General features: G+C 69.5%; 21 protein-coding genes and 1 pseudogene. 7 read left to right on the top strand and 15 right to left on the bottom strand.

Annotation, left to right across the window (positions count from 1 at the left end):
* Positions 1-25 precede the first annotated feature (25 nt).
* Both ACIBHX_RS26850 and ACIBHX_RS26855 read right to left on the bottom strand, forming a co-directional pair.
* Positions 26-511, bottom strand: a complete 486-nt coding sequence (locus ACIBHX_RS26850) for a DUF4232 domain-containing protein (protein ID WP_397070007.1) — start codon at positions 509-511, stop codon at positions 26-28.
* Positions 512-525: 14 nt separating this feature from the next.
* On the bottom strand, positions 526-1,194 hold the full coding sequence (locus ACIBHX_RS26855) for a hemerythrin domain-containing protein (protein ID WP_397070008.1): 669 nt from the start codon (positions 1,192-1,194) through the stop codon (positions 526-528).
* A gap of 52 nt (positions 1,195-1,246) precedes the next feature.
* Between ACIBHX_RS26855 and ACIBHX_RS26860 the strand changes: the two genes are divergently transcribed.
* Complete coding sequence (locus ACIBHX_RS26860) at positions 1,247-2,758, top strand: Na+/H+ antiporter (RefSeq protein ID WP_397070009.1); 1,512 nt, start codon at positions 1,247-1,249, stop codon at positions 2,756-2,758.
* 52 nt (positions 2,759-2,810) lie between these two features.
* Entirely contained in the window at positions 2,811-3,077 is a 267-nt protein-coding gene (locus ACIBHX_RS26865; protein WP_397070010.1) for a dsRBD fold-containing protein, read from the top strand.
* Here ACIBHX_RS26865 and ACIBHX_RS26870 read toward each other — a convergent pair.
* From ACIBHX_RS26870 to ACIBHX_RS26890, 5 genes are read right to left on the bottom strand one after another with little or no spacing between them, the layout of a single operon-like run.
* Positions 3,074-3,973, bottom strand: a complete 900-nt coding sequence (locus tag ACIBHX_RS26870; protein ID WP_397070011.1) for a dihydrodipicolinate synthase family protein — start codon at positions 3,971-3,973, stop codon at positions 3,074-3,076. The two genes, ACIBHX_RS26865 and ACIBHX_RS26870, sit on opposite strands and share 4 nt — an antisense overlap.
* On the bottom strand, positions 3,970-4,962 hold the full coding sequence (locus ACIBHX_RS26875) for an ABC transporter ATP-binding protein (protein WP_397070012.1): 993 nt from the start codon (positions 4,960-4,962) through the stop codon (positions 3,970-3,972). The genes ACIBHX_RS26870 and ACIBHX_RS26875 overlap by 4 nt, the downstream gene beginning before the upstream one ends.
* Positions 4,955-6,880 (bottom strand): dipeptide/oligopeptide/nickel ABC transporter permease/ATP-binding protein, encoded by a 1,926-nt coding sequence (locus ACIBHX_RS26880; RefSeq protein ID WP_397070013.1) that lies wholly within the window; start codon positions 6,878-6,880, stop codon positions 4,955-4,957. The genes ACIBHX_RS26875 and ACIBHX_RS26880 overlap by 8 nt, the downstream gene beginning before the upstream one ends.
* Complete coding sequence (locus tag ACIBHX_RS26885) at positions 6,877-7,836, bottom strand: ABC transporter permease (protein WP_397070014.1); 960 nt, start codon at positions 7,834-7,836, stop codon at positions 6,877-6,879. The genes ACIBHX_RS26880 and ACIBHX_RS26885 overlap by 4 nt, the downstream gene beginning before the upstream one ends.
* The gene (locus tag ACIBHX_RS26890; RefSeq protein ID WP_397070015.1) at positions 7,833-9,431 is read right to left on the bottom strand and encodes an ABC transporter substrate-binding protein; all 1,599 of its coding nucleotides are present in this window, start codon (positions 9,429-9,431) and stop codon (positions 7,833-7,835) included. The genes ACIBHX_RS26885 and ACIBHX_RS26890 overlap by 4 nt, the downstream gene beginning before the upstream one ends.
* A gap of 127 nt (positions 9,432-9,558) precedes the next feature.
* Here ACIBHX_RS26890 and ACIBHX_RS26895 point away from each other — a divergent pair, with 127 nt between their 5' ends.
* Positions 9,559-10,272, top strand: a complete 714-nt coding sequence (locus ACIBHX_RS26895; RefSeq protein ID WP_397070016.1) for a FadR/GntR family transcriptional regulator — start codon at positions 9,559-9,561, stop codon at positions 10,270-10,272.
* Here ACIBHX_RS26895 and ACIBHX_RS26900 read toward each other — a convergent pair.
* The gene (locus tag ACIBHX_RS26900; RefSeq protein WP_397070017.1) at positions 10,255-11,229 is read right to left on the bottom strand and encodes a hypothetical protein; all 975 of its coding nucleotides are present in this window, start codon (positions 11,227-11,229) and stop codon (positions 10,255-10,257) included. The two genes, ACIBHX_RS26895 and ACIBHX_RS26900, sit on opposite strands and share 18 nt — an antisense overlap.
* Before the next feature lie 73 nt (positions 11,230-11,302).
* On the opposite strand from ACIBHX_RS26900, the gene ACIBHX_RS26905 reads away from it, so the two are divergent.
* Positions 11,303-13,438 (top strand): ATP-dependent RecD-like DNA helicase, encoded by a 2,136-nt coding sequence (locus tag ACIBHX_RS26905; protein WP_397070018.1) that lies wholly within the window; start codon positions 11,303-11,305, stop codon positions 13,436-13,438.
* A 317-nt stretch (positions 13,439-13,755) separates the two neighbouring features.
* Here ACIBHX_RS26905 and ACIBHX_RS26910 read toward each other — a convergent pair.
* A pseudogene (locus ACIBHX_RS26910) lies at positions 13,756-13,938 on the bottom strand (IS5/IS1182 family transposase); the annotation flags it as partial.
* Positions 13,939-14,024: 86 nt separating this feature from the next.
* Positions 14,025-14,456, bottom strand: coding sequence for an SRPBCC family protein (locus ACIBHX_RS26915; RefSeq protein ID WP_397070019.1), 432 nt, complete (start codon positions 14,454-14,456; stop codon positions 14,025-14,027).
* Positions 14,457-15,294: 838 nt separating this feature from the next.
* On the opposite strand from ACIBHX_RS26915, the gene ACIBHX_RS26920 reads away from it, so the two are divergent.
* Entirely contained in the window at positions 15,295-16,791 is a 1,497-nt protein-coding gene (locus ACIBHX_RS26920; RefSeq protein WP_397070020.1) for a hypothetical protein, read from the top strand.
* Between the two features lie 8 nt (positions 16,792-16,799).
* On the opposite strand, the gene ACIBHX_RS26925 is transcribed toward ACIBHX_RS26920, so the two are convergent.
* A complete protein-coding gene (locus ACIBHX_RS26925) occupies positions 16,800-17,045 on the bottom strand; it encodes a hypothetical protein (protein WP_397070022.1) in 246 nt (81 codons plus the stop codon).
* Positions 17,046-17,112: 67 nt separating this feature from the next.
* On the bottom strand, positions 17,113-17,634 hold the full coding sequence (locus ACIBHX_RS26930; RefSeq protein ID WP_397070023.1) for a dihydrofolate reductase family protein: 522 nt from the start codon (positions 17,632-17,634) through the stop codon (positions 17,113-17,115).
* A gap of 113 nt (positions 17,635-17,747) precedes the next feature.
* Here ACIBHX_RS26930 and ACIBHX_RS26935 point away from each other — a divergent pair, with 113 nt between their 5' ends.
* A complete protein-coding gene (locus ACIBHX_RS26935; RefSeq protein ID WP_397070024.1) occupies positions 17,748-18,881 on the top strand; it encodes an alpha/beta hydrolase fold domain-containing protein in 1,134 nt (377 codons plus the stop codon).
* Positions 18,882-19,721, top strand: a complete 840-nt coding sequence (locus ACIBHX_RS26940; protein WP_397070025.1) for a hypothetical protein — start codon at positions 18,882-18,884, stop codon at positions 19,719-19,721.
* Here ACIBHX_RS26940 and ACIBHX_RS26945 read toward each other — a convergent pair.
* From ACIBHX_RS26945 to ACIBHX_RS26955, 3 genes are all read right to left on the bottom strand, one after another.
* Positions 19,718-20,998, bottom strand: coding sequence for a homoserine dehydrogenase (locus ACIBHX_RS26945; RefSeq protein ID WP_397070026.1), 1,281 nt, complete (start codon positions 20,996-20,998; stop codon positions 19,718-19,720). The two genes, ACIBHX_RS26940 and ACIBHX_RS26945, sit on opposite strands and share 4 nt — an antisense overlap.
* Positions 20,995-22,377: a diaminopimelate decarboxylase gene (gene lysA, locus ACIBHX_RS26950; protein WP_397070027.1), complete on the bottom strand. Its 1,383-nt coding sequence runs from the start codon at positions 22,375-22,377 to the stop codon at positions 20,995-20,997. Before lysA ends, ACIBHX_RS26945 begins: the two co-directional genes overlap by 4 nt.
* Positions 22,378-22,493: 116 nt before the next feature.
* Entirely contained in the window at positions 22,494-22,985 is a 492-nt protein-coding gene (locus ACIBHX_RS26955) for an anticodon-binding protein (protein WP_397070028.1), read from the bottom strand.
* Positions 22,986-23,279: the final 294 nt, after the last annotated feature.

Consider the following 23,279-nt stretch of genomic DNA (forward strand, 5'->3'; position numbering starts at 1 on the left):
ATCAATGATGATCAGGCCCGTGCTGTTACTTGAGGGGTTGGATGCCGAGGCGGCCGGTGTCGCAGACCTGGCCGACGTCGAAGGGGATCTCGCGGTGCGCCGTCTCGTCCGGCGGGATCACCATGAGGCGGTAGGGCGCCGGGCACGTGGTCTCCGAGCCCACCTGGATGACGGTCCAGTGGACGATGGCTGAGGCGGACCTGCCGGGCTTGACGGTGACGGTGTGCCTGGGGCCCGGCTCGCGGCGGACCCGGGTGCGCAGCGCGTCCCCCTGCTTGTCGATCATGATGAGGCCGGGGTAACCGTACAGGGTGCAGGTTGTGCCCGACCGGTTGGTGAACACCAGCGGCGCGTATCGGTTGCCCGCGCCCGCGTCCACGTGGCCCAGCGTGACCTGCAGCTGGGCGGTACCGCAGCGGTGGACCGAGGCGGACTCCTGCGCCAGGGCGGGGGCGGCGCCGCCCGCCAGCAGGAGCCCGGCCGCGAGCGCGGCGATCTGGAACTTCTTCATGTCAGGTTTGACGCTCAGGATCGGGCAAAAGTTATGCCGCGAACCCTCGCGCACTCCTTACGGTACTGCCGCAGCCCCACGAGCCTCCACAGCACCCGGGCCGCCGGGGGCAGCAGGGCGAGGAAGGCGTCCCGCTCGGCGGGCGTGGCGTCCTCGAGCAGGAATCCCAGCTGGATCAGCAGCCGGTCCTTGGACAGCTGCGAGCGCCCGTACTCCGACAGCGCGTCCCACTCGGCCACGGTGAGGTGCTGGGCGACCAGCGGCAGGATGCGCTCCTCCTCCTGGTCGAGGTGGGCGACGAGCTCGTCGTTGAGCAGCGTCAGGGTGTTCACGACCCGGTCGCGGCGGCCGGCGTCGGCCTCGGCGCGCCAGGCGGGCAGCAGCTCCTCCAGATCGGCGATGCACGCGCCGACCTTCTCGTGCTGCGCCTCCATGGTGTGGACGAGGTCGGCTTCGAGGGAGACGCGCTCGAGCAGCAGCGGCCAGAGCAGCTTGTCCTCTCCGGAGTGGTGGTGGTGCAGTCCGGTCAGCAGCTCCGTCAGGTAGTCGGCCAGCACCTCGGCCCTGGCCCGGTCCCCTGGCGCGACCTGGCTGATGAGCCGGGGGGCCAGCTTGAACTCCCGGCGGAAGGCGCGGTGGACGACGACCATCTCCCAGATGGCAGGCTTGTTGTCGGTACTCACGAAGAACAGGGTGAGGGCCCCCGATTGATATCGAATCAACCTTGGATGTTCGGTGCACAGCGTTCAGGTCGTCCTTTTCCTGGTTGCCGTGGCCACGGTGGTGGCCACGTTCGCCGATCGCATCAGCGTTCCGGCGCCGTCGCTGCTGGTGGTGGCCGGGCTGGTCATCGGATTGTTGCCGTTCAGCGCGGATATCCAGGTGACGCCGGAGATCGTGAGCCTGGTCGTGCTGCCGCCGCTGATCTACGCCGCCGGTGAGGAGCTGTCCTGGCCGGAACTGAAACGGGTGTGGCGGCCGGTGGCGCTGCTGGCGGTGGGGCTGGTGGTGCTGTCGGCGGCGGCCGTGGGTTTCGTGACGGCCTGGCTGACGCCGCTGCCGCTGGCGCTGGCGTTCATGCTCGGCGCCGTGCTGTGCAGCACGGACCCGGTGGCCGTCACCGCGCTCGGCCGCCGGCTCGCGCTGCCGCCACGGTTGCAGACGCTGCTGCAGGCCGAGAGCCTGTTCAACGACGCGACCAGCCTGATCCTGTTCCGCATCGCGGTCAGCGCCGCGGTCGCCGGCGGCGTGCTCGGATTGAAGGGCATCGCGGCCGACTTCGCGCTGCTGGCCGGCGGCGGCACCCTGGTGGGCGTCGTGGTCGCGATCGGCGTCTCGTTCGTACGGCGGCGCACCGAGGACCCCGTGCTGGAAAGCGTGATCGCCCTGCTGACGCCCTACACGGCCTACGTGCTGGCCGAGGCCGTCGGCGCCTCGGGCGTCACGGCCGTGGTGGTCGCGGCGGTGATCCTCGGCATCCGGCAGCACGAGCTGACGAACTCCGGGATCCGCCTGCAGCTCTCGGCCGTCTACGGCACGGTGATCTTCCTGCTGGAGAGCGTGGTGTTCAGCCTGATCGGGCTGCAGCTGCCCACGCAGATCCGCCGCCTGGCGCCCGACGAGCAGTCGTGGCTACCTGCGGTCCTGGCCATCGCGGCGGTGCTCATCCTGGTCAGGGTGGCATGGATGTTCCCGCTGAGCGCGATCCTGCACCGCAGGCTGCGGCCGTCGTGGCAGGTGCCCGCGGTCGTGTCGTGGGCGGGAGCGCGCGGGGTGGTGCCGCTGGCCGCGACCCTGTCGATCCCGCTGCTCACCGACGACGGGCAGCCGTTGCCGCACCGGTCGCTGCTCATGGTGCTGGCGACGGGGGTGATCGTCATCTCGCTGATCGTGCAGGGGTTCACGCTGGCGCCGCTGGTGCGGCTGTCGGGGCTGGCGATCGCGCCGAGCGACTCGGAGGAGGAGTACCGGAGGGCGGTCGCGCGCCTGTCTGAGCGCGCCGAGGCCTACCTGGACGAGCTGCAGGACCTGGAGACGACGCCGCCCGCCGTACTGAAGAAGGTGCGCGACCAGCTGGAGCTGGAGGACGACGATCCGCAGAGCGGTCAGGTGCGGCGGGAGGTGCTGCTCGTCCAGAGCGTGCTCCTCGAGCGGATGTACGCCGACGGCGAGATCGGCGAGTCGAACCGGCGCCGGTTGCAGCGCCGGCTCGACCGCGAGGACCTGCGCTTTCACGACGACGCGTAGGGCTTCCCCCAGCGGCCGTGCCGAGAGACCCTGGAGTGAGGAGGTGTTCGCGATGCAGAGCAAGCAGTGGACCGTGGAGATCTCGATCACCGAGGACGACGAGGACGCCGTCACGACGGCGACGGCGACCCTGTTCGCCGCCGGTGCCAGGCGGCACGAGAGCGTCGCTTATGCCAGGCGCAACCCGACCGACAGGCCGGTGCCCGGCATCGGGGACGAACTGTCCGCAGGGCGGGCCCTTTCGGACCTGGCGGCCAAACTGATCGAGGACGGCGCGGAGGACGTCGCGCAGCTCGCGGGCTCGCTGAGAGCGCGCTAGAGCAGCCCCACGGCGGCCAGGAGCTTGCCGACCCGCCCGACCTCGTCGGCGTCGAGCGGAACCTGGGGAAGCGCGGTGGTCGGATGGTCGATGACGCCGCGCAGGTGGAGTGCGGCCTTGAACGCGCCGAGCCCCGACGAGCTGCCGCCCATGCGCCGTCCGCCGACGCGGACGATCTCGAAGAGGCGGACCAGCCGTTCCTGCTCGGCCCTGGCCGCCTCCCAGTCGCCCTGGCACGCCGCCCGGTAGAGTCGGGCATAGCCCGATGGGTCGACGTTGCCGAGCCCGGGCACGACCCCGTCGGCTCCCATCCACAGCGCCGCGTCCACGGTCACCTCCGACCCGGTCAGCACGCTGAAGCCCGCCTGCCTGCGCAGGATGACCTCGCGCAGCCCGCCGTCGTCGCCGCTGGAGTCCTTGACCCCGGCGAGCACCCCCTCGGAGGCCAGCTCGAGCAGCAGGTCGGCGCTCAGCTTGACGTGCACGGAGATCGGCAGGTCGTAGGCGTAGACCGGCACCTCCGTCTTGGCCGCGAGGTGCCGGAAATGCGTCATGATCTCCACCGGATGCGTCCGCGTGTAGAACGGCGCCGTGGCCACCAGCCCGGCCGCACCCTTGGCCAGCGCGGTCCGCGCGTGTTCCAGCACCCGCGGCGTCGTCATGTCGATCACTCCGGCCAGCACCGGCACCTGCCCGCCCACGTGCCCGACCACGGTGTCCAGCACGATCGCCCGCTGCGCGTCCGTCAGGTAGGCGACCTCCGACGACGACCCCAGCACGAACAGCGCGTCCACCCCACCCGTCAGCAGGTGGTCGACCAGCCGGACGAGCGAGGCGGCGTCCACCTCGTGGTCCGGGGTCATCGGGGTGCACACCGGCGGGATCACGCCATTCATACGGGTCGCTCCTGGATCAGTTCGAGGTCGGTCGCGCCTGCCGCCACGGGGTGGTGGCAGTGGTAGAGGTGCAGGTCGTCCCGCTGTACGGCGGGCCAGGCCGTCTCGCACGTCCCGTCGGCCCGCCAGCACCGGGTGCGGAACGGGCAGCCGGACGGCGGCCGGGTCGCCGAGGGCACCTGCCCCACCAGCGGGATGGGGTTGATGGGTGAGATCAGCCCGGGCGTGGCCGAGAACAGCGCCCGGGTGTAGGGGTGGCGGGCGCCCAGGGGCACGTCTGCGGCGGGCGCCTGCTCGACGATCCTGCCCAGGTACATGGTGACCACCCGGTCGCTCATCCGCCTGACGGTCTGGATGTCGTGCGAGACGAACACCAGCGCCAGACCCAGCCGCTCCTTGAGATCGAGCAGCAGGTTCAGTATCTGCGCCCTGACGGAGACGTCCAGCGCGCTGGTCGGCTCGTCGGCGACGAGCAGCCCGGGCTCGAGCGCGAGCGCCCTGGCCACGGCCACCCGCTGCCGCTGCCCGCCGGACAGCTGGGACGGCAGCAGCCCGGCCACGCCGGCAGGCAGGCCGACCAGCCCGAGCAGCTCCCGTACCCGCTCGTCGCGCTCCTTGGGTGTCCCGCGCCGGTGGACGTCCAGCGGGTCCCGCAGGATCTTCCTGATCGGAAGCCGCCGGTTCAGAGCCGTGGACGGGTCCTGGAAGACCAGTCCGACGCCGGCTCCGACGAGATCGCGCCGGCGCGCGTCGGAACCCGCCCACAGGTCGTGGCCGTGCAGCGACACCGTGCCCCGGGCCGGCCGTTGCAGCCCGACCATCACCCGGGCCAGCGTGGACTTCCCGCACCCTGACTCGCCCACCACCCCGACGGTCTCCCCTTTGACGACCGTGAGGTCCGCGCCGGTCAGGGCGTGGACCCGATCACGGGAGAACAGCCCGCCGGTGCGGGCCTTGTGCACCACGTGCACGTCGCGCAGCTCAAGCATGCTGCTCACTCCCCACGAGCGCGGGGTGGTGGCAGGCGTAGGCGTGGGTGCGCACGTCGCCCTCCAGGTGTGGCGTGGTGGTGTGGCAGATCTCGGTGGCCACCGGGCAGCGATCGGCGAACCGGCATCCGGCCGGGAAGTCGGCCGGGGCGGGGACCACGCCGGGGATCTGGGTGAGCCGCTCGGCCCCCGACTCCAGCGACAGCACGGAACCCAGCAGCCCGCGGGCGTAGTGGTGGGCTGGCGCGCCGACCAGGGTCGCTGTGGCTCCGGCCTCGACGATCTGCCCGCCGTACATCACGACCACGCGGTCGGTGACGTCGGCGACCAGCGCCAGGTCGTGCGAGACGAGGATCAGCGCGAACCCCAGCTCCTCCCGCAGGCGCAGCAGCAGCTCGATGACCTGCGCCTGGACGGTGACGTCCAGCGCCGTGGTGGGCTCGTCGGCGACGATCAGCCTGGGGTCGCGCGAGAGCGCCATCGCGATGAGCACCCGCTGCCGCTGCCCGCCCGACAGCTCGTGCGGGTAGGACCTGAGCGTCCGCGCCGCGTCGAGGCCGACGAGCTCGAGCAGTTCGGCGGGAGTACGGCTGCCGCCGCGCCGGCAGACCTGCTTGAGCTGGGCGCGGATCGTCATCGCCGGGTTCAGCGAGGACAGCGCGTCCTGGTAGATCATCGCCATCTCGTGGCCGAGCAGCCTGCGCCTGGCGCGGCGCGGCAGGGCGATGAGCTCCTTGTGGTCGAAGCGGATGTGGCCGGAGACGCGGGCGTCGCGCGGCTGCAGACCCATGATCGTCAGCGCGGTCAGCGACTTGCCGCAGCCGGACTCGCCGACCAGGCCCAGCACCTCGCCGGGCCGCACCTCCAAGGAGATCCCGTCCACGACGTCGACCCCGGCCTCGAACCCGATCCGCAGGTTCTCCACCGCCAGCACCGGCTCGCCGCCGGGGATCGGCCTGGCCCGCTCGGCCAGCCGCCGCGCCGCCTCCTCGATCCCCGGCAGCTCGGTCACCACACCACGCGCAGGTGTGCGGGTGGGCGCGGCGCTCGTGGGAGCCTCGGCAGCCTGCCTGGCGGGCGCCGCCCAGGCGTCCGAGATCCCCTCGGACAGGATGTTCAGCGCCAGCACCGTGATCAGGATGAGCAGCCCGGGGAAGACCGTGGCCCACCAGCCGCCGAGCAGCACCATGTTCTTGCCGTCGGCGATGACGCTGCCCCACGACGGGTTGGGCGGCCGCACCCCGGCGCCGATGAACGACAGCGACGCCTCGAACACGATCGCGTCGGCCACCATCACCGTGCAGAACACCAGCACGGGCGCGGCGCAGTTGACGGCCACGTGGCGCAGCAGGATGTGCGGCGTCCTGGCCCCGATGACGCGCTCGGCGGCCACGTAGTCCTCGCCATACTGGGCCAGCACGTTGGCCCGCACGACCCGCGCCACGGACGGCATGTAGAGGAAGGCCATGGCCATGACCAGCACCGGGATGCTGCCCCCGAACACCGCGACGAGGACGGCGGCCAGCGCGATCCCGGGGAAGGCCATGATCACGTCGAGGATCCGCATGACGGTCTCGTCCGAGCCCCTGCGGGACGTGGCGGCCAGCGCGCCGATCACCGCGCCCGCCACGAGCGCGAGCCCGGTCGCGCCCAGGCCGATGATGAGCGACCACCGCGCGCCGTACAGGAGCCTGGACAGGATGTCGCGGTTGGCGCTGTCGAGCCCCATCCAGTGCTCGGCCGACGGCCCGCCACCCGACAGCTCCTGGAAGTACGGCGAGTGCGGCGCGATGACGGGCGCCAGAACGGCGGCCACCACGACCACCGCAACCAGCCCGAGGGAGATCCACGAGCTCGGCTTGAGCCTGCGGAAGCGCATCCCGGGCCGTTCCAGCCGCTCGGTGAGGTGATTTCTCATGCGGCGCTCCTCAAGCGCGGATTTATCAGCAGGTAGAGGATGTCCACCACGAGGTTCACCACCATGAAGCCCACCGCGATCGTCAGCACCACGCCCTGCACGACCGCGGGATCCCCGTCACGCACCGCGTTGATCATGAGCTGTCCCATCCCGGGCAGCCCGTAGATCGTCTCGATCACCACCGCGCCCCCGATCAGGTATCCGACGCGCAGTCCCAGCACGGTGAGCGGGTTGATCAGCGCGTTGCGCAGCACGTTCCGCCCGACCACCACGACCGGCGGCAGCCCGCTGCCGATCGCGGTCCGCACGTAGTCGCGGTCGAGCTCCTCGACCATCGAGGTGCGCACGATCCTGGTCAGCTGCGCCGCGACGGGCAGCGACAGCGACAGCGCGGGCAGGGTCAGCGACCGCAGCCAGCCGGACAGCGAGTCGGCCGGGTTGATGTAGCCGCCGGTCGGGAAGATCCCCGCGCCCACGGCCAGCCACTGGATCATCAGCAGCGCCAGCCAGAACGCCGGGGCCGCCACCCCGACCAGCGAGATCATCCTGATCACCTGGTCCGGCCAGCGGTCGCGGAACAGCGCCGCGACCACGCCGAACACCAGCGCCAGGACGACCGCTACCAGCAGGCCGAGGAACGTCAGCTGCAGCGTCAGCGGCAGCGCCGTGGTGACCGACTCGAGCACCGGCTTCTTGGTGAGCACGCTGGTGCCCATGTCGCCGCGCGCCAGGTCGGCCACGAAGCGGACGTAGCGCAGCGGCAGCGGGTCCAGCAGGCCGTTCTCGACCTGGAACTGGTGGATCTGCTCGGCGGTCGGGTTCGCGCCCTGGAAGTAGGCGTACTCCGGCTTGACGCCTGAGAAGCGCATCACGACGAACACGAACGCGACGACGCCGAGCAGCATCGGGACGAGGATCAGGACGCGCCGCAGCAGCATCCTCGCTACGACGATCACGTCCGCTTGGCCTGCAGCAGGTTGATGCCCGGGTAGGGCTGGGCGCGGATGCCGGACAGCTTCTTCGGGTCCCAGGCGGTCATCAGCTCGTTGTGCACCACCGGATAGAGCACGGCGTTCTCGGCGATGAGGTCGATGTAGCTGTGGATGAGGTCGGCCTTCTTGGCCTTGTCGGGCTCCTTGGTGGCCTGGTCCATCAGGGCGAACAGGGCCTTGGCGTCCTTGCTCTGGTCCCAGTGGGAGTACTTCATCCACAGGCCGCCTGGCACGTAGTTGTAGTGCAGGATCAGGTCGGCGTCCATGCCGAACTGGTTGGGGTTCGAGGCGGCGGCGACCACCTGGTAGTCCTGGAACTGGTCCATCTTGGCGAACAGCGCCGCGGTGTCCTGCGGCTCCAGCGTGGTCTTGATCCCGATGGCCTCCCAGGAGGCGGCGATCGTGGGCAGGCAGTCGGCGATCCAGCTGACGTTGACGGCCATCAGGTTGATCGTCAGGTTGCTTACCCCGGCCTCCTTGAGCAGCGCCTTGGCCTTGTCCGGGTCGTAGTCGTAGACGGCCGAGGCGCGCTTGTAGTCGGGGTGGCCCTCGTTGAGGAAGGAGCTGGAGGCCGTCCCGTGGCCCTTGAGAGCCACGTCGATCATCTTGCGCTTGTCGATGGCGTAGTGCAGGGCCTGCCGTACGCGCACGTCGTCGAAGGGTTTGGCGCCCGTGTTGAACATCAGGAACATGTGGTTCATGCCCTTGCCGCCCTCGACGGTCAGGCCCTGCTGCTTGAGCTGCTCGACGTTGGCGTAGGGGATGTTGTCGGCGATCTGCGCCTCGGCGCTGCCGCCGGAGATCTTGGCCACCCGGGCGGAGGCGTCCACGATCGTGAGCCAGTTCATCTTCTTGACCGTGGCCGGGCGCGGGCCGTTGTAGCCGTCGAACGCCTCGAACGCGGTGTTGGACTTGGGGTTGTGCTGCACCTGCTTGTACGGTCCCGAGCCGACCGCCTTGCCGGTCTTGGCCTGGTCCCAGGCGCCCGGCTGGCTGAAGACGTGCTTGGGCATGATCTTGGCGATGGTCAGCCGGGGCGCCGCGTCGGGGAAGGGGAACTTGAAGACCAGCTCGACGGTCTTGTCGTCGACCTTCTTGACCTCCTGCAGCCAGGCCTTGAAGAAGTTTCCGGTGAGGACGTTGGCCTGCGGGTCGAGGATGCGCTGGAAGGTGAAGACCACGTCGTCGGCGGTGACGGGCTGCCCGTCGTGCCACTTGGCGCCGTCGCGCAGGGTGAACTTCCACGACGTCGCGTTCAGGTCGGCCGGCAGCGCGGTCGCCAGCGCGGGGTACGGCTCCCGCATGATGGGATCGGTGTCCAGTAGTCCCTCGTAGACGTGGTTGATCCCGGCCATCGCGAAGGCCGAGGCCGTCTGCGTCGGGTCCCAGCTCTGGTCGTTGCCGTAGCCGATGACGGCGGTGATCAGGTCCTTGTTCGAGCCCGCGCCCACGGAGCCGGTGGAGGCCGGCCCGCCGCTGCAGGCCGACAGGCCGGCGGTGATGAACGCCGCCGCTCCGCTGTAGCGCAGGAAGTCACGGCGGCTGAACTCAGAGCTCACGGATGCCTCCTGGGGGGTAGAACGTGGGACATCCCATGTCCTATCTTGTGCGTAACGTGGACGCTAAAGGCCCGACCGGGTTGCGGTCAACAGAGGGTTTCCGGAATGTTACGCGGGGAGGATTCAGATGACCGGTGTTCCGCGCCCCCGGCTGAGCCGTGCGGTGGAGGCCCAGGAGGCCGTCAAGGAGATCATCGTGCGACGTGGGCTGGTGGCCGGGGACCCCCTGCCCACCGAGTCGGAGCTGATGGAGGAGCTGGGCATCAGCCGCAACTCGGTGCGGGAGGCGCTGAAGGCGCTGCAGGCCGTCGGCATCGTCGACATCCGGCACGGGTTCGGCATGTTCGTCGGCCGGATGTCGCTGGCCGGGCTGGTCGACGAGCTGGCTTTCCACAGCAGGATCACGCTGCAGGACGGGCGCAACCACCTGCAGCACCTGGTGGAGATCCGCGAGATCCTGGAGACGGGCCTGGTGCAGCGGCTGATCGACCTGGGCGAGGAGGCCGACCTGAGCCCGGCGGCCGAGGTGATGGCGCGCATGGAGGCGGAGGCCGCCGTCGGCGAGGTGTCACCGGAGATCGACCGGCTCTTCCACGACCTGCTCTACAGGCCGCTCGGCAACCCGCTGGTCAGCCAGCTGCTCGGCGCCTTCTGGGACGTCTACTACCAGTTGCGCGGCCACCTCGGCGCGCCCGACGAGTCCCCGGCGGACGTCGCCAAGCGGCACGGCGACATCTACGCCGCCGTGCTGGCGGGCGACAAGGCGGCCGCGGTGCGGGCCGTCAGCGCCCACTTCGACGGCGTGCGCAACCGGCTGGCGCGGCTACGCCCAGACCATTGAGATTCCCAGGTGGGCCTCGACGTTGCTGATGAGCGACATGATGCCGAACGTGCCCTGCGCGCCCCACAGCAGGCCGAGCGCGGTCGGCTCCGTCGCGTCGAGCACCAAGGACCCCGAATCCCCTGAGTCACAGAATTTCCCGTTTTTTCCCAGGATTTCGACCTGTTCCATGAGGTAGGCGTTCGGTCCGCCGGTGGGCCAGTTGAGGGTGGTCCACAGCCCCGCGACCTTGCCCGGTTGGACGGTGCCGTTGGTGGGCCCGGTTTTGAACCCGCGCTTGCGCACCTGCTGGAACACGGTCGGGTCCGCCGTCGCCTGGATCGCGGGAATCAGGTCGGGCTGCCCGAGCCCCTGGCCGGCGATGGCCCGGGAGAACGTGCGCCCCTTCTTCTTGGCGACGTCCAGGTGGAACACGGCCGAGTCCGTCATGCTCACCCGGATCGGTGAGAACGGCAGCGGAGGCGTGTTCGGGAAGTCGACCGCCGCGACCTCGCCCAGGTTGTCGGTGTCAGGGACCGGGGCGACCAGGGGTGGGTTGGTGGGCTGCCAGACGTTGTCGGGAAAGCTCACGCCCACGTCGCCGACCACGTGGTAGCAGCTGAGACCGAGCAGCTCGCCGGTGCTCGCGTCCTCCACGATCGCGCCCATCGTACCCTCGCCCCTGAGCGGCTGCGTGATCTTGATTCCGCCCCGCAGGTCCTTGTAGCGCGCCTCGTCGGGGAAGCCGCACGGCTCGTAGCGCCGCTCGATCACGCACACCGCCACGCCGCCGATCTCTCCCGGCAGGTCGTCGGGCACCTGGGAGGCGTCCTCCACCAGGATCCGCACGGCGAGCTCGTCGAACAGCTCGCCGTCCTCCTCGCGCGCCCCCAGCCCGATGCCGACCACGCCGGGCAGCGCCAGCACCGCGAACTCGACCGCCCTCTTGGCCTCTACCAGCTCGAATGGAATCTCCATGGCGCCAGCGTGTTCCCGGGTTCGAGCGGCGACATGAGTAGGCCCCTACTCAATATGTCGGCCCAATGTGTCAGTGCAGCGTGGTTGGATCTGCTACGTGGAGGCCTCGGTCGAGCAGCTCGTGTACGTCAGGGACGACGAGTACACGGTTGCCCGCATGACCTCCGAGACCGAGCCGGGGTTCGTGGCGGCCGGCCGCACTCTCGCGAGTGTGCAGCCGGGCGAGACGCTCAAGCTGGTCGGCGAGTGGCGCGACCACCAGCGCCACGGGCGCCGCTTCGAGGTCACCGACTGCGAGCGGATCGTGCCGTCCACGATCCGCGCCATCCAGCTCTACCTCGGCTCCGGCCTGATCCGCGGCATCGGGCCGCGCCTGGCCCAGGCCATCGTCGGCCACTTCGGCGAGGACACGCTGGCCGTGATCGACACCGCCCCCGCGCGACTGACCGAGGTCATCAACATCGGCCCGGCCCGCCGTACCCAGATCATCGAGGCCTGGCAGGACCAGAAGGCCATCGCCGCGCTCATGGTCGTGCTGCAGGGCTTCGGCCTGAGCCCGCTGCTCGCCGCCAAGATCTTCCAGGTGTACGGCAAGGCCGCCGCGGAGACCCTGACCACCGACCCCTACCAGCTGATCGGCCGGGTCCGCGGCATCGCCTTCGCCTCGGCCGACAAGATCGCCCTCCAGTGCGGGATCCCGGAGACCAGCCCGCTCCGGGTGAAGGCGGCCCTGGTCGACCGGCTGGAGGCGGCGGCCAGCGGCGGCGGGCACTGCTACCTGTCCAGGACCGCGCTCGTCGCCCAGACCGTCGAGCTGCTCGAGCTGGACGAGGACCTGATCCGCGAGCAGCTCGACGCGCTCACCGCCGAGCGCCGCGTGGTCGTGGAGTCCATCGAGGGCCGCCTCGTGGTGTTCCTCAAGGAGCTGCACGCCCGCGAGGTCAAGCTGGCCGAGCAGCTGCTGCGGCTGTGGCGGGCGCGCTCGACGCTGCCGCTGCGCGGCTTCAGCGACGACCCGGGGCTCAACGACGACCAGCGTGCCGCGGTCACCATGGCCCTGACCAGCACCGTGTCGATCCTCACCGGCGGACCCGGCTGCGGCAAGAGCCACACCGTCAAGGTCATCGCCGCCACCGTGCGCGCCATGGGCGGCACGGTCACGCTGGCCGCACCCACCGGCAAGGCGGCCAAGCGGCTGTCGGAGCTGACCGGGCTGCCCGCGATGACCATCCACCGCATGCTGGCCCACGAGCCCGACCCGACCGTGCTGTTCGACCAGGCGCCCGTCCAGGCCGACCTCGTCGTGGTGGACGAGGCGTCCATGCTCGACCTGCACCTGGCCACCCGCCTGTGCACCGGCCTGCCGTCCGGCAGCCACCTGCTGCTGGTGGGCGACAGCGACCAGCTGCCCAGCATCGGCCCCGGCAGCGTCCTGTCGGACCTGCTGCGGGTCGAGGACATCCCCCGGGTGCGCCTCACCCACGTCTTCCGCCAGGCCTCCGGCAGCGGGATCATCCAGGCGGCGGGCCAGGTCCGCTCGGGCGAGCTGCCGTTCCTGCCCGGCGGGGGCGGCTTCTGGTTCGAGGAGCTCGACGACCCCTCCGCGGTCGCCGACCGGGTGGTCCACCTGGCCACCGAGGCGATCCCCCGCAAGCAGGGCGTCCCCGCCTCGCAGGTCCAGGTCCTGTGCCCGATGCGCAAGGGCGTGGCCGGCACCGCCGAGCTCGGCCGTCTCCTGCAGGAACGTCTCAACCCGTTCGTGGCGGACAAACCAGAACACTGGTCGGGCACCCGCCCCTTCCGCGTCGGCGACCGCGTCATGCCCATCCGCAACAACTACGACAAGGGCGTCTTCAACGGCGAGACGGCCACCATCACCGCCATCAACCACGAGGACCGCCAGGTGGAGATCCTCGTGGACGACGGCGAACCGGTCACCTACGGCTTCGACGAGCTGGACGACCTCACCCACGCCTACGCCATCAGCGTCCACCGCTCGCAGGGCAGCGAATACCCCATCGTCGTCGCCCCCGTCGTCGCCGAGGCCGGCGGCATCATGCTCCGCCGCCGCCTGCTCTACACCCTCGTCACCCGCGCCAAGTCCTGGGTCGTCCTGGTAGGCCAGCGCAAAGCCCTCGACCTGGCAGTCCACCGCCTCGACCCCCGCCGCAACACAGCCCTCCCCCACCGCATCGCCCTCGCGCCATAGCGCTACGCGATCAACTCGGACTCCCCTCATGGGGGAGCCGAGCTCCCCCAACCCCCTTGGCAGGGGCGCGCCCCTACACCCGCGCCGACCCCGCCTCCGGCTCGGACTGTATTTGATCAGGATTCGCGCCTCCGGCGCGCAAAGGCCCTCGCTGAAGCTCGGACTGTGTTTGCTGAAGACCCCACCCGAAACCCACCTGGACCACCACCCACCTGATACCCACCCTCGAGGCGGACCGCCCGATGGGCATCAATTCGTCGGCCATATCCAGAGAGAGGCATCGACCCGTGTGACAGCCACTCAACAGTGACCTCTTTTCATCCTGGGACGCCTTCGTAGTTCTGCAGGACGGCGATGACCTTGCACAGGTGCCCGGCCTTGAGGGGGCAGCAGCGGAGCTTCGCGGATGCGCCGAGCTGGGCATTCGCGCGCTCGCCCGAACCGCGAAGACGGGCGTAGGAGGGGTTGGCCCGTTTCTGGGACTCGGGTTTGTTTTTGCCACCAGGAGCTCTGCTATGTCATCAGCCGGACATCGGACCCGCGATCATGCTGTGATCAGCATCCGTCTCCAGAGGATGAAAAGGGTTCACTGGAAACGCGCCTCCAATACGACCATCCCGCTACCGAAAACCACGTTACGCAGGAAGTCCTCGAGGTGTCTCTCCGCCTCCGGCGGGCAGACGAACGATACAGACCAGTTGATCATGGCGCCGCCCAAGGCGGCGGGTGACACCGCGAGCGTGGCGTGATAGCTGCTTATGGGCAGCGAGATCTCCTCGACGGTGTAGGAGTAGGACCGATCGGCGTCGGAGAAGGCGGTCAGCCGCTCTCTCACGACCGAGCCGTCCGGGTAGGTAAACCTGCGGATGGCGCCGACCTCCTCGGGCTCACGCCCCTCCTCGATCACGCTGAGCGACATTGCAGGGTGCCACCTGCCGAGCCCGTTGAAGTCTCGCAGCAGTGCCCAGACCTCTTCCGGCCCTGCGTTGACGGTCGTGGTCGTGGATACCTCGGGCATGACTCTCCAATCAGGCAGGTGTGACCAGGCGAGCGGAAGCCGTACCAAGTGGTGCTGAATGACACTCGCACGATACTCAGGCGTCGAGCCCTTTCGGTGATCATCCTGAAGACAAGCGACCCCATATCAAGGGCCGCAACTACGCGCCCCGAATGCTCTGCCTCAGCTGTACCTCGTGGGCCAACCTCGTCACACCGACGCTCAGTACACCAAGGGTTTCTACGTCATCAGGCGAACACCGTACCTGCTGAGATCGGCAGATCCTCACCAAGGGATGAAAAGGGCTTAGTGACCCCTCGCACCAGCGCCCGTCAGGTCGATGCACGGCGAAAGCTCTATCGGCAATGTACGACTTGCTGATGAGGCCAGCCGTTTCGGGCAATCCCGCTGAGGCGGCTCCGGCCTGAGCAGGCGGATATTCGCGACCTTGTGGGCATGCGCCAGGTGATCGCATGTTTTGTACCAGATCGCGCAGAGGTTGCAACCCTGCTGGATGTGCACGAACTCGAGACACCTGCCCACGCGGGCAATTCCGCGATTTCAGGCACCAGTCCGTCCCTGGTAAGCGAGACTTGCCGAACGCGATCAGAAAAGGCAATGGGGAGCGGCCCCTGAAGGGCGACTCCCCTGCCTAAGACTCATGAGGATAGTTCCCCGCTCAGCCTGGTCGCAATCGTTCTTGGAAACAACACATTGACAGTTACTCCTTGCCGAGGGGCGCATGGTGTCCGCAGACCGGTCCGTCACCGACCTCCTGATCAAAGCGCGAATCTGCGAGCTCATGGAGTCTTGGCAGCCTTGGCACAGGCGCTTGTGGGATCTTGGAACGGTCCTCGCGATGCGAGAGACGGTGGAAGCCGCGGACTGGGTCGGACGTCACGTTCTGTCGTCCAAGGCCATGTCCTGGTGCGCTCGGGAGTCGCTCATTCCCAGGTTGAAGACCGACAGCGCGATTGGCGACGGACAGATTCGGAGCCAGATCCACCAGACGTGCAAAACTCCCATCAAGGCGGGCGCCAGACATCAGCGCACGCTCACGCTGCTTACCGATCTCGTCGCCGACGGCTACCTCCGTCGCTGGCGTGATCTGGTCACCACTGGCTCCGCTCATGTGGAACGTTCCGCTCGGTGCATCGCGTCGCATCTGCTCGACTGCGGGTTCCATCAGGACTACCTGCGCCACCAAATCCGGAGCCGGTTGGACCCTTCAAGCACCGCCGTCGATCTGATCGACCTCTTCATGGAGTTGGAAGCGCGAGGCGAGCAGGACTTCGAGGGGATGATCGTCGTTCAGGACAAGGTCCCGGCTCTTGAAGCCGCGACGAAGTCGGCACTGTGGATGCCTCCCGAAGTAGTCAAGGATCGACTCGATCAAGAGTTCCCCGATGTCACATCAGTGCGTGCCAGTGGCGGACTCCTCTTCCGGGTCCGCGCCAGGGATCATGTCTCGGCGCTCAACGAGATGATCGAAAGATTCGACCGGATCCGGAATCGGGTTCGCTATCGCCGGGACCAGGCTCGTCTCGAGGCATATCCCAAGGTCTTCATGACCGGGCTACCTGATCCACAGGACTTCCGGCGCGGCGACCCTGCCGTGAATGTCCTGTCATTGGAACGCCTCGGAGTTCTCTACGATCTTCCCGAGACTGGGTCCGAAGGAACTCGCATCGACGACGCGTTGGAGTTGGCGGCGGCGCTCACCGAGAGCTCTCCAAGCAAGGCGGTGGCGGGCGCGTGGGCAGCACTCGAAGCCTTGCTCTTCTGCGACACCGACGATGACGACCGAGAAGAGGGACGCGCCGTATCCGCTGACCGCGCTGCCGCCGTAGTCACAGCAGGTTGGCCTCGTGCCGAGCTGACGAGCCTCAGCTACAACCCCAGGATCCTCGCCACGCACACGCGGCTCGGCCGGGAACTGACAGCCCTCCAAGGCAACAACAGAGCGCGCACCCAACGTATGGTGGCCTGGCTGATGGCCAATCCGGACCAGCAAGTGGCAGACCCGCTGACCAACGCGGCGTTGAAGCGGGCCCAGGAACTGGTTGCCGCTCCTTCGACGACTCTCTACAGAATCAACCGCTACCTGCGCGCCAGCCTCCGCAGGCTCTATCGCCAGCGAAACATCGTGCTGCATGGCGGTTCCACTAGATCGATCGCTCTGGCTGCGACGGTCCGGACGGCTGGGCCGCTGGTCGGTGCCGCGCTTGATCGGCTGGCGCATGGGTATGCCACCGGAGAGCGGCTCCCCTTGGCACTGGCCAGTCGCGCTGAACTGGCGCTTCGCGTGGTGGGTGACCGCGACGCGTGGCAGCTCCACGAGTTGCTCGGCGTCTGAGCTGCTCCCTATTCGGCGGCTTCGTTGAGGAGGTTGGTCCAGAAGGGGGTTACGGCGGCGCCTGTGTAGCGGTGGTAGTGGATTCTGTCGTGGCCTCGGTAGACGGCCACCTCCGTGACCGGGGATCCAGCCTCGTCGAAGGTGGTGTAGAGGGTGGTCCAGTCCTCCTCTCCCCGTTCCCAGTCCGGGAAGGAGAGGCGGGCCGCGTGGTCCCTGAGTGCCGCCAGCCAGCGGTCCTGGGCGGTTTGGTCCATCCAGTCACTGTGCCGCGTGCCGTACCAAGAGTTGGCAAAAACAACAGTCCGCGGTCCGCCGCCGGGGCTACCAGCCGTAGGTGAGGGAGAGTGCGCCGGTGGAGAAGGGGTGGCTGTCCAGGAGCCGGAGGCCGTGCGGGCCGTCGTACCCCTGGAAGAGGCGTGTCCCCTCGACGGCCACGAGCGGGTCGACGATCAGGCGCAGCTCGTCGATCAGCGCCTCCCGCAGCAGGGACTGGACCAGCGCGACGCTGCCGGTGATGAGGATGTCCGGCCCGCCCTCGGCTTTGAGGTCGGCGACCGTCCCCTTGAGCGCCGAGGAGTTCTCCCAGTCGAACGTCTCCAGCGTCCAGGTGACCACGAGCTTGGGGATCGAGTTCATCAGCTCGGCCATCGGATCGTCGGCCGTGGGCCAGTAGCCGGCGTGCATCTCGTAGGTGCGCCTGCCCAGCAGCATGACGCCGGAGGCGGCGATCAGCTCCCCGGTCCGCGCGCCCATCTCCTCGGTGAAGTACGGGCCGTGCCACTCCTCGGGCGCGGAGACGACACCGTCCAGGGTCGAGAAGAGCTCTGCGGTGATCTTGGTCATGATGCCCTCCAGAAGGTCTCGGGACCACTGTGGCGTGGCGGGGCCCGCCGGGGGAAAGGCCGGTTGGTCATTACTCCGATGCGCCGCACGCATCAAGCGGGCAGACTGGAGCAATGATCGAGCTGCGGCACCTGCGCGCCTTCGTCGCGGTCGCCGACGAGCTGAACTTCGGCCGCGCCGCGCAGCGGCTCTACATCTCGCAGCCCGCGCTGAGCCGTCAGATCAGAGCGCTGGAGAGGCTGCTCGGCTGTGACGTGTTCCGCCGCTCCACGCAGCGGGTCGAGCTCACCGCGGCGGGAGAGACGCTGCTGTCCCGTACCCGGCCGCTGCTCGCCGACCTGGACGAGGCGATACTCACGACGCGTAGCGTCGGCGGCGAGCTGGAGGAGCGGATGGCGCGGCTGTGGGAGCCGCTGATCACCGCCTCGGCCACGACCGCGATGAACGAGTTGCGCATGGCCGTGGAGGAGCTGCACGGCCAGTACTCCTGCCCGGAAGGGGTGACGATCACCGCAGTCATCGCGGGCGGCACCCCGGCGCTGCGGCTGGTCCCGCCCGAGGCGTCGGACACCACGGTGCTCTACCTGCACGGCGGCGGCCACGTGGCGGGCTCTGCGTTCGGGTACAAGCACCTGGCGGGCGCCGTCGCGGCGGCGGCGGGCGCCCGGGCACTGATCATCGACTACCGGCTGGCGCCCGAGCACCCGTATCCGGCATCCCTGCAGGACTCGATGGCCGCCTACCAGTGGCTGCTCGACACGGGCGTGCCGCCGGGCCGGGTGGTGATCGCCGGCGACTCCTCGGGCGGCGGGCTGGTGATGTCGCTGCTCATCGCGCTGCGCGAGCGGGAGATCCCGCGGCCGGCGGGCGCCGTGCTGCTGTGCCCGTGGGTCGACCTGGAGGTGCGGGCCCAGGAGCCGGCCGAGGAATCGGCCATCGTGTTCTCGCGCGAGGCCGGCCGTTTCGCCCGGCTCTACCTCGCCGGCCAGCCGGTCGACGAGCCGGCGCTGGATCCTCTGCACACGGATCTGAGCGGCCTGCCGCCGCTACTGGTCCACGCCGCCTCGGGCGACTCCATCGTGGAGGAGGCGCGGCTGCTGGTCGCGCACGGCAGGGCCTGCGGCGTCGACACCACGCTCCGGGTGTACGGCGTGCCGACCCACGTCTTCCACACGTTCTGGAGCTTCCTGCCTGAGGCAGCCGCGGCCATGGACGACATCGCCGCCTTCATCGCCGGGATCACCTGAATGCGGGCGGAGATCGCGTGCGACGAGTCAGGCGCGGAGGGAGAGAACCTCATCGACGCCGTGACCGACGTGTTCGCACACGCCAGCGTGTGGCTGTCGGCCGAGTCCGCGCAGGCCTGCCTCCTGGAGCTGCGCGGCAGGATCCGCTCCCCCGCCGAGGAGTACAAGGCGAACCACCTCCTGCGCGGCAAGCACAGGGGGACGCTGATCTGGCTGCTCGGCCACGACGGCCCGATCCACGGCCGCTCCGGAGTGCACCTGGTGGAGAAGGCGTTCTTCGCTGCGGGCAGAGCCGTCGACCTGCTCAGCGGGCGGCTCACCTACACAGTCGACACCGGCCCTCTGGCGCTGTCCCTCTACCGCGAACGTGACTTCCTGCGAGCCTTCAACGACCTGATGCGCGCCAAGATCACGGCCGAGCAGTTCTCCGCGCAGGTCGCCACACTGCCGCTGCAAGCCGAGATCCTGGTACGGCACGCCCAGGCGCACCAGGACAACCCGGCGCTGCTACCCCTGCTCGACCCGCTGGTGCCCGCCCTGGTCCGAGCCGTGGCGCGCTGGCAACCGGTCTCGATCGTGCACGACCGGCAGACCACGCTCACCCAGGACCGGATCGCGCAGCTCGACGAGCTGGTGGGCGGCCCGACGGGCCTCAGGCTCGTCGCCTCGCGCGACGACGCCCGAGTGCAGGTGGCGGACTTCCTCGCCGGCGTGGCGAGGAAGATCGCCTCCGAGGAGCTCAACGGCCGCGGCGACCGGGAGCTGACCGAGCTGCTGCGGCCCTACGTCGATCCCGCCTCGGTGTGGGGCGATCGGCGCAGCTGGGCCGAGCTGTCCTAGTCGTCGCCCTCCACGCGCATGACGCTGGCCACGGCCCTGACGATGTCGAGGTCGCGCAGGCCCTCCATGGTCGCGCCGAGCGCGGCGTCCGTGGCGCGGTGGGTGACGATGACCAGCTGGGCGTCATCGCCGTGGCCCTCCTGCCGCACGGTCTGGATCGACACGTCGTGCTTGGCGAACAGGTCGGCCACCCGGGCCAGCACGCCGGGCTTGTCGGCCACGTCAAGCGCCACATGGCAGCGGGTGACGGTGTCGCCCATCGGATGGACCGCCAGCGAGGCGTAGGTCGACTCCTCAGGACCGTGGGTGCCGGCCAGGCGGTTGCGTGCCACGGCCACCAGGTCGCCGAGCACGGCGGAGGCCGTGGGCGCGCCGCCGGCGCCCTTGCCGTAGAACATGAGCTGCCCGGCGGACTCCGCCTCGACGAAGACCGCGTTGTAGGCCTCGCGGACCCCGGCCAGCGGGTGCGTCCTGGGGATCATCGCCGGGTGCACCCTGACGCCGATCGAGCGGCCGTCGTCGGAGCGGGCGCAGATGGCCAGCAGCTTGATGACGTAGCCCATGGCCTTGGCCGAGGCCACGTCGGTCGCGGTGATCTCGGTGATGCCCTCGCGGTGCACCTCGGCCGCGGTCACCCGGGAGTGGAAGGCCAGTCCCGCCAGGATCGCCGCCTTGGCCGCGGCGTCGAAGCCCTCCACGTCGGCGGTCGGGTCGGCCTCGGCGTATCCGAGGGCCTGGGCCTCCTCCAGCGCGTCGGTGAACGAGGCGCCGGTGGAGTCCATCTTGTCGAGGATGTAGTTCGTGGTGCCGTTGACGATGCCCAGCACCCGCTTGACGTGGTCACCGGCCAGCGACTCGCGCAGTGGGCGCAGCAGCGGGATGGCCCCCGCCACGCTGGCCTCGAAGTACAGGTCGCCGTTGCCCCGCCTGGCCGCCTCGTGCAGGGTGGCGCCGTCCTCGGCGAGCAGCGCCTTGTTGGCGGTGACGACCGACTTGCCCGCCTCCAGTGCGGCCACGATCAGCGACCTGGCGGGCTCGATGCCGCCGATCACCTCGATCACGATGTCGACGTCCGGCCGGGTCACCAGCTCGGTGGCGTCCGTGGTCAGCAGCGACGGGTCGACGGCCACGTCCCGTTTTCGGCCGAGCCGCCGCACGGCCACGCCGGCCAGCTCCAGCGGCGCCCCGATGCGCGCCTCCAGGTCGGCGGCCTGCTCGTGCATGAGCCTGATTACCTGCGAACCGACGACGCCACAGCCCAACAGCGCGACTTTCACAGCTGCCCCCTCAACAGGTCGTCCTCGGTCTCGCCCTGCACGATCACGCGGGCGGAACCGTCGGCGACGGCCACCACGGCGGGCTTCGGCAGGTAGTTGTAGTTGCTGGCCAGCGAGCGGCAGTAGGCGCCGGTCGCCGCGATCGCGATCAGGTCGCCGGGCGCCAGGTCGGCCGGCAGGTAGCAGTCGCGCACGACGATGTCGCCGCTCTCGCAGTGCTTGCCGACGATGCGGCTCAGCATCGGCGGCGCGGAGCTCTCCCGGTTGGCGAGCACCGCGGTGTATTCGGCGCCGTAGAGCGCGGTGCGCACGTTGTCGCTCATGCCGCCGTCGATGCTGACGTAGGTCCGCAGCCCCTCGACGTCCTTGACGGTGCCGACCTCGTAGAGCGTGATGCCGCCTGGTCCGACGATCGTCCGGCCTGGTTCGACGGTCAGGCTCGGCACCGGCAGGCCGGCGTCGGTGCAGACCTTGGCGACGATCTCGCGCAGGCCGTCGGCGATCTCCTTGATGTCGGGTGCCTCGTCGCCCTCGACATAGGCGATGCCGTAGCCGCCGCCCAGGTCCAGCTCGGGCAGCACCACGCCGTGCTCGCCCTTGATCTGGACGAGCAGCGTGGCCAGCCGCCGCGCCGCCACCTCGAACCCGGCCGTGTCGACGATCTGCGAGCCGATGTGGGAGTGCAGGCCGACCAGCTCCAGCTGCGGCAGCGCCAGGATGCGCCGTACGGCTTCCGCCGCCGCGCCGGTGTTGAGCGACAGGCCGAACTTCTGGTCGTCGTGCGCCGTGGCGATGAACTCGTGGGTGTGCGCCTCGACGCCGGTGGTGACGCGGATCATGACCTTGGGCCGCTTGCCGTACTCGTCGGCCAGGAAGCCCAGCCTGGCGATCTCCTCGTAGGAGTCGACGACGATGTGGCCGACGCCCACCTCGATCGCGCGGGTGAGCTCGGCGGTGGACTTGTTGTTGCCGTGCAGGGTGATCCGCTCGGGCGGGAAGCCGACGCTGAGCGCCACGGCCAGCTCGCCGCCGCTGGCCACGTCGAGGCCGAGCCCCTCGTCGCGCAGCCAGCGGACGATCTCCTTGCACAGGAACGCCTTGCCGGCGTAGTGGACGTCGGACCCGGCGAAGGCGGTGGCGTAGTCGCGCATCCGCGAGCGCACGTCGCTCTCGTCGAGCACGAAGAGCGGGGTGCCGTGTTCGGCGGCCAGGTCGCGGACGTCCATGTGGCCGATCGTGAGCGCGCCCTGGGTCCGGCCCGACGTTCGGGGCCAGATCGCGGGGTCGATCCGGTTGAGGTCGGCGGGCGCCGCGGGCGGGCGCTCGTGGGGCAGCATCTCGGCGTGCCGGTCCCCGGCTGGATGGGCGAAGCGACTCACCCGAACGAGGCTATCGGAACCCCCGATCCTCCTGGACCGGCTGCCCAACTATCGAGACGCGATCAAGCCCCATATGGGGGATATTTTTACGCTTTTCCGCCTTATGACGGGATATTTCATAGCCTGTTCGGACCTACAACGATCTTCTGTACGGCTGCCGCCAGGTGAACCCGCGCGGTGTGCAGCGGCGTGACCGGCTCGTCCCCCATCGGCAGAGCGGGGGCGTGCTCGAACGCGTCGTGGTACGCCTCGGCCAGCCGCACCAGGAAGGGCCCCCACCCCGGATTCCTGCTCGCACGGCGGCTCGGCACCTCGGCGAGCAGGCGCAGCACGGCCCTGTCGAGCCGATGGTCAAGCAACTCGGGACGGAACCCATCCAGCGGGACCCCCAGCTCGCGCGCCCAGCGCTGCACGGCAACCGCCCTGACATGCGCGTACCGCACCACAAAGCCAGGGTTGTCCCAGGTGCGCGGGAAGTCCGGCCAGTCCACCGTGACGTCCAAGGGTTCGACCTCGCCCACGAGCTCCCCTGGCACGGCGACAACGATCCGCTCGCCTCTCTCGTCGAGGTAGGCAGCCTCGTCCTCCCAGGTCCCAACCGGTTTCACGGACCCGATCCTAGGGTCCCCGCCCCAGCTGGGTCCCATGGGTTTCCCGCCCCGACGGGGTCCCGTGCGTTTCCCGACCAGCGGGGTCCCATGGGTTTCCCGACCAGCGGGGTCCCATGGGCCTTCCGCCCCAGCGGGGTCCCGTGGGTCTTCCTCCCAGCGGGTTCCGTGGGTTTTCCGCCCCAGCGGGGTCCCGTGCGCCGTGGCGGCGGGAACCGTCACCGACTCGCCGGACGCGCCGGTCGCGGGCCCGTAGCCGAAGTGCGGCGGGCGGCCGGTTGCGGCGGCTTCGCC

The organism is Nonomuraea sp. NPDC050536 (assembly GCF_044457685.1).
In the GTDB taxonomy this organism is placed as follows: domain Bacteria; phylum Actinomycetota; class Actinomycetes; order Streptosporangiales; family Streptosporangiaceae; genus Nonomuraea.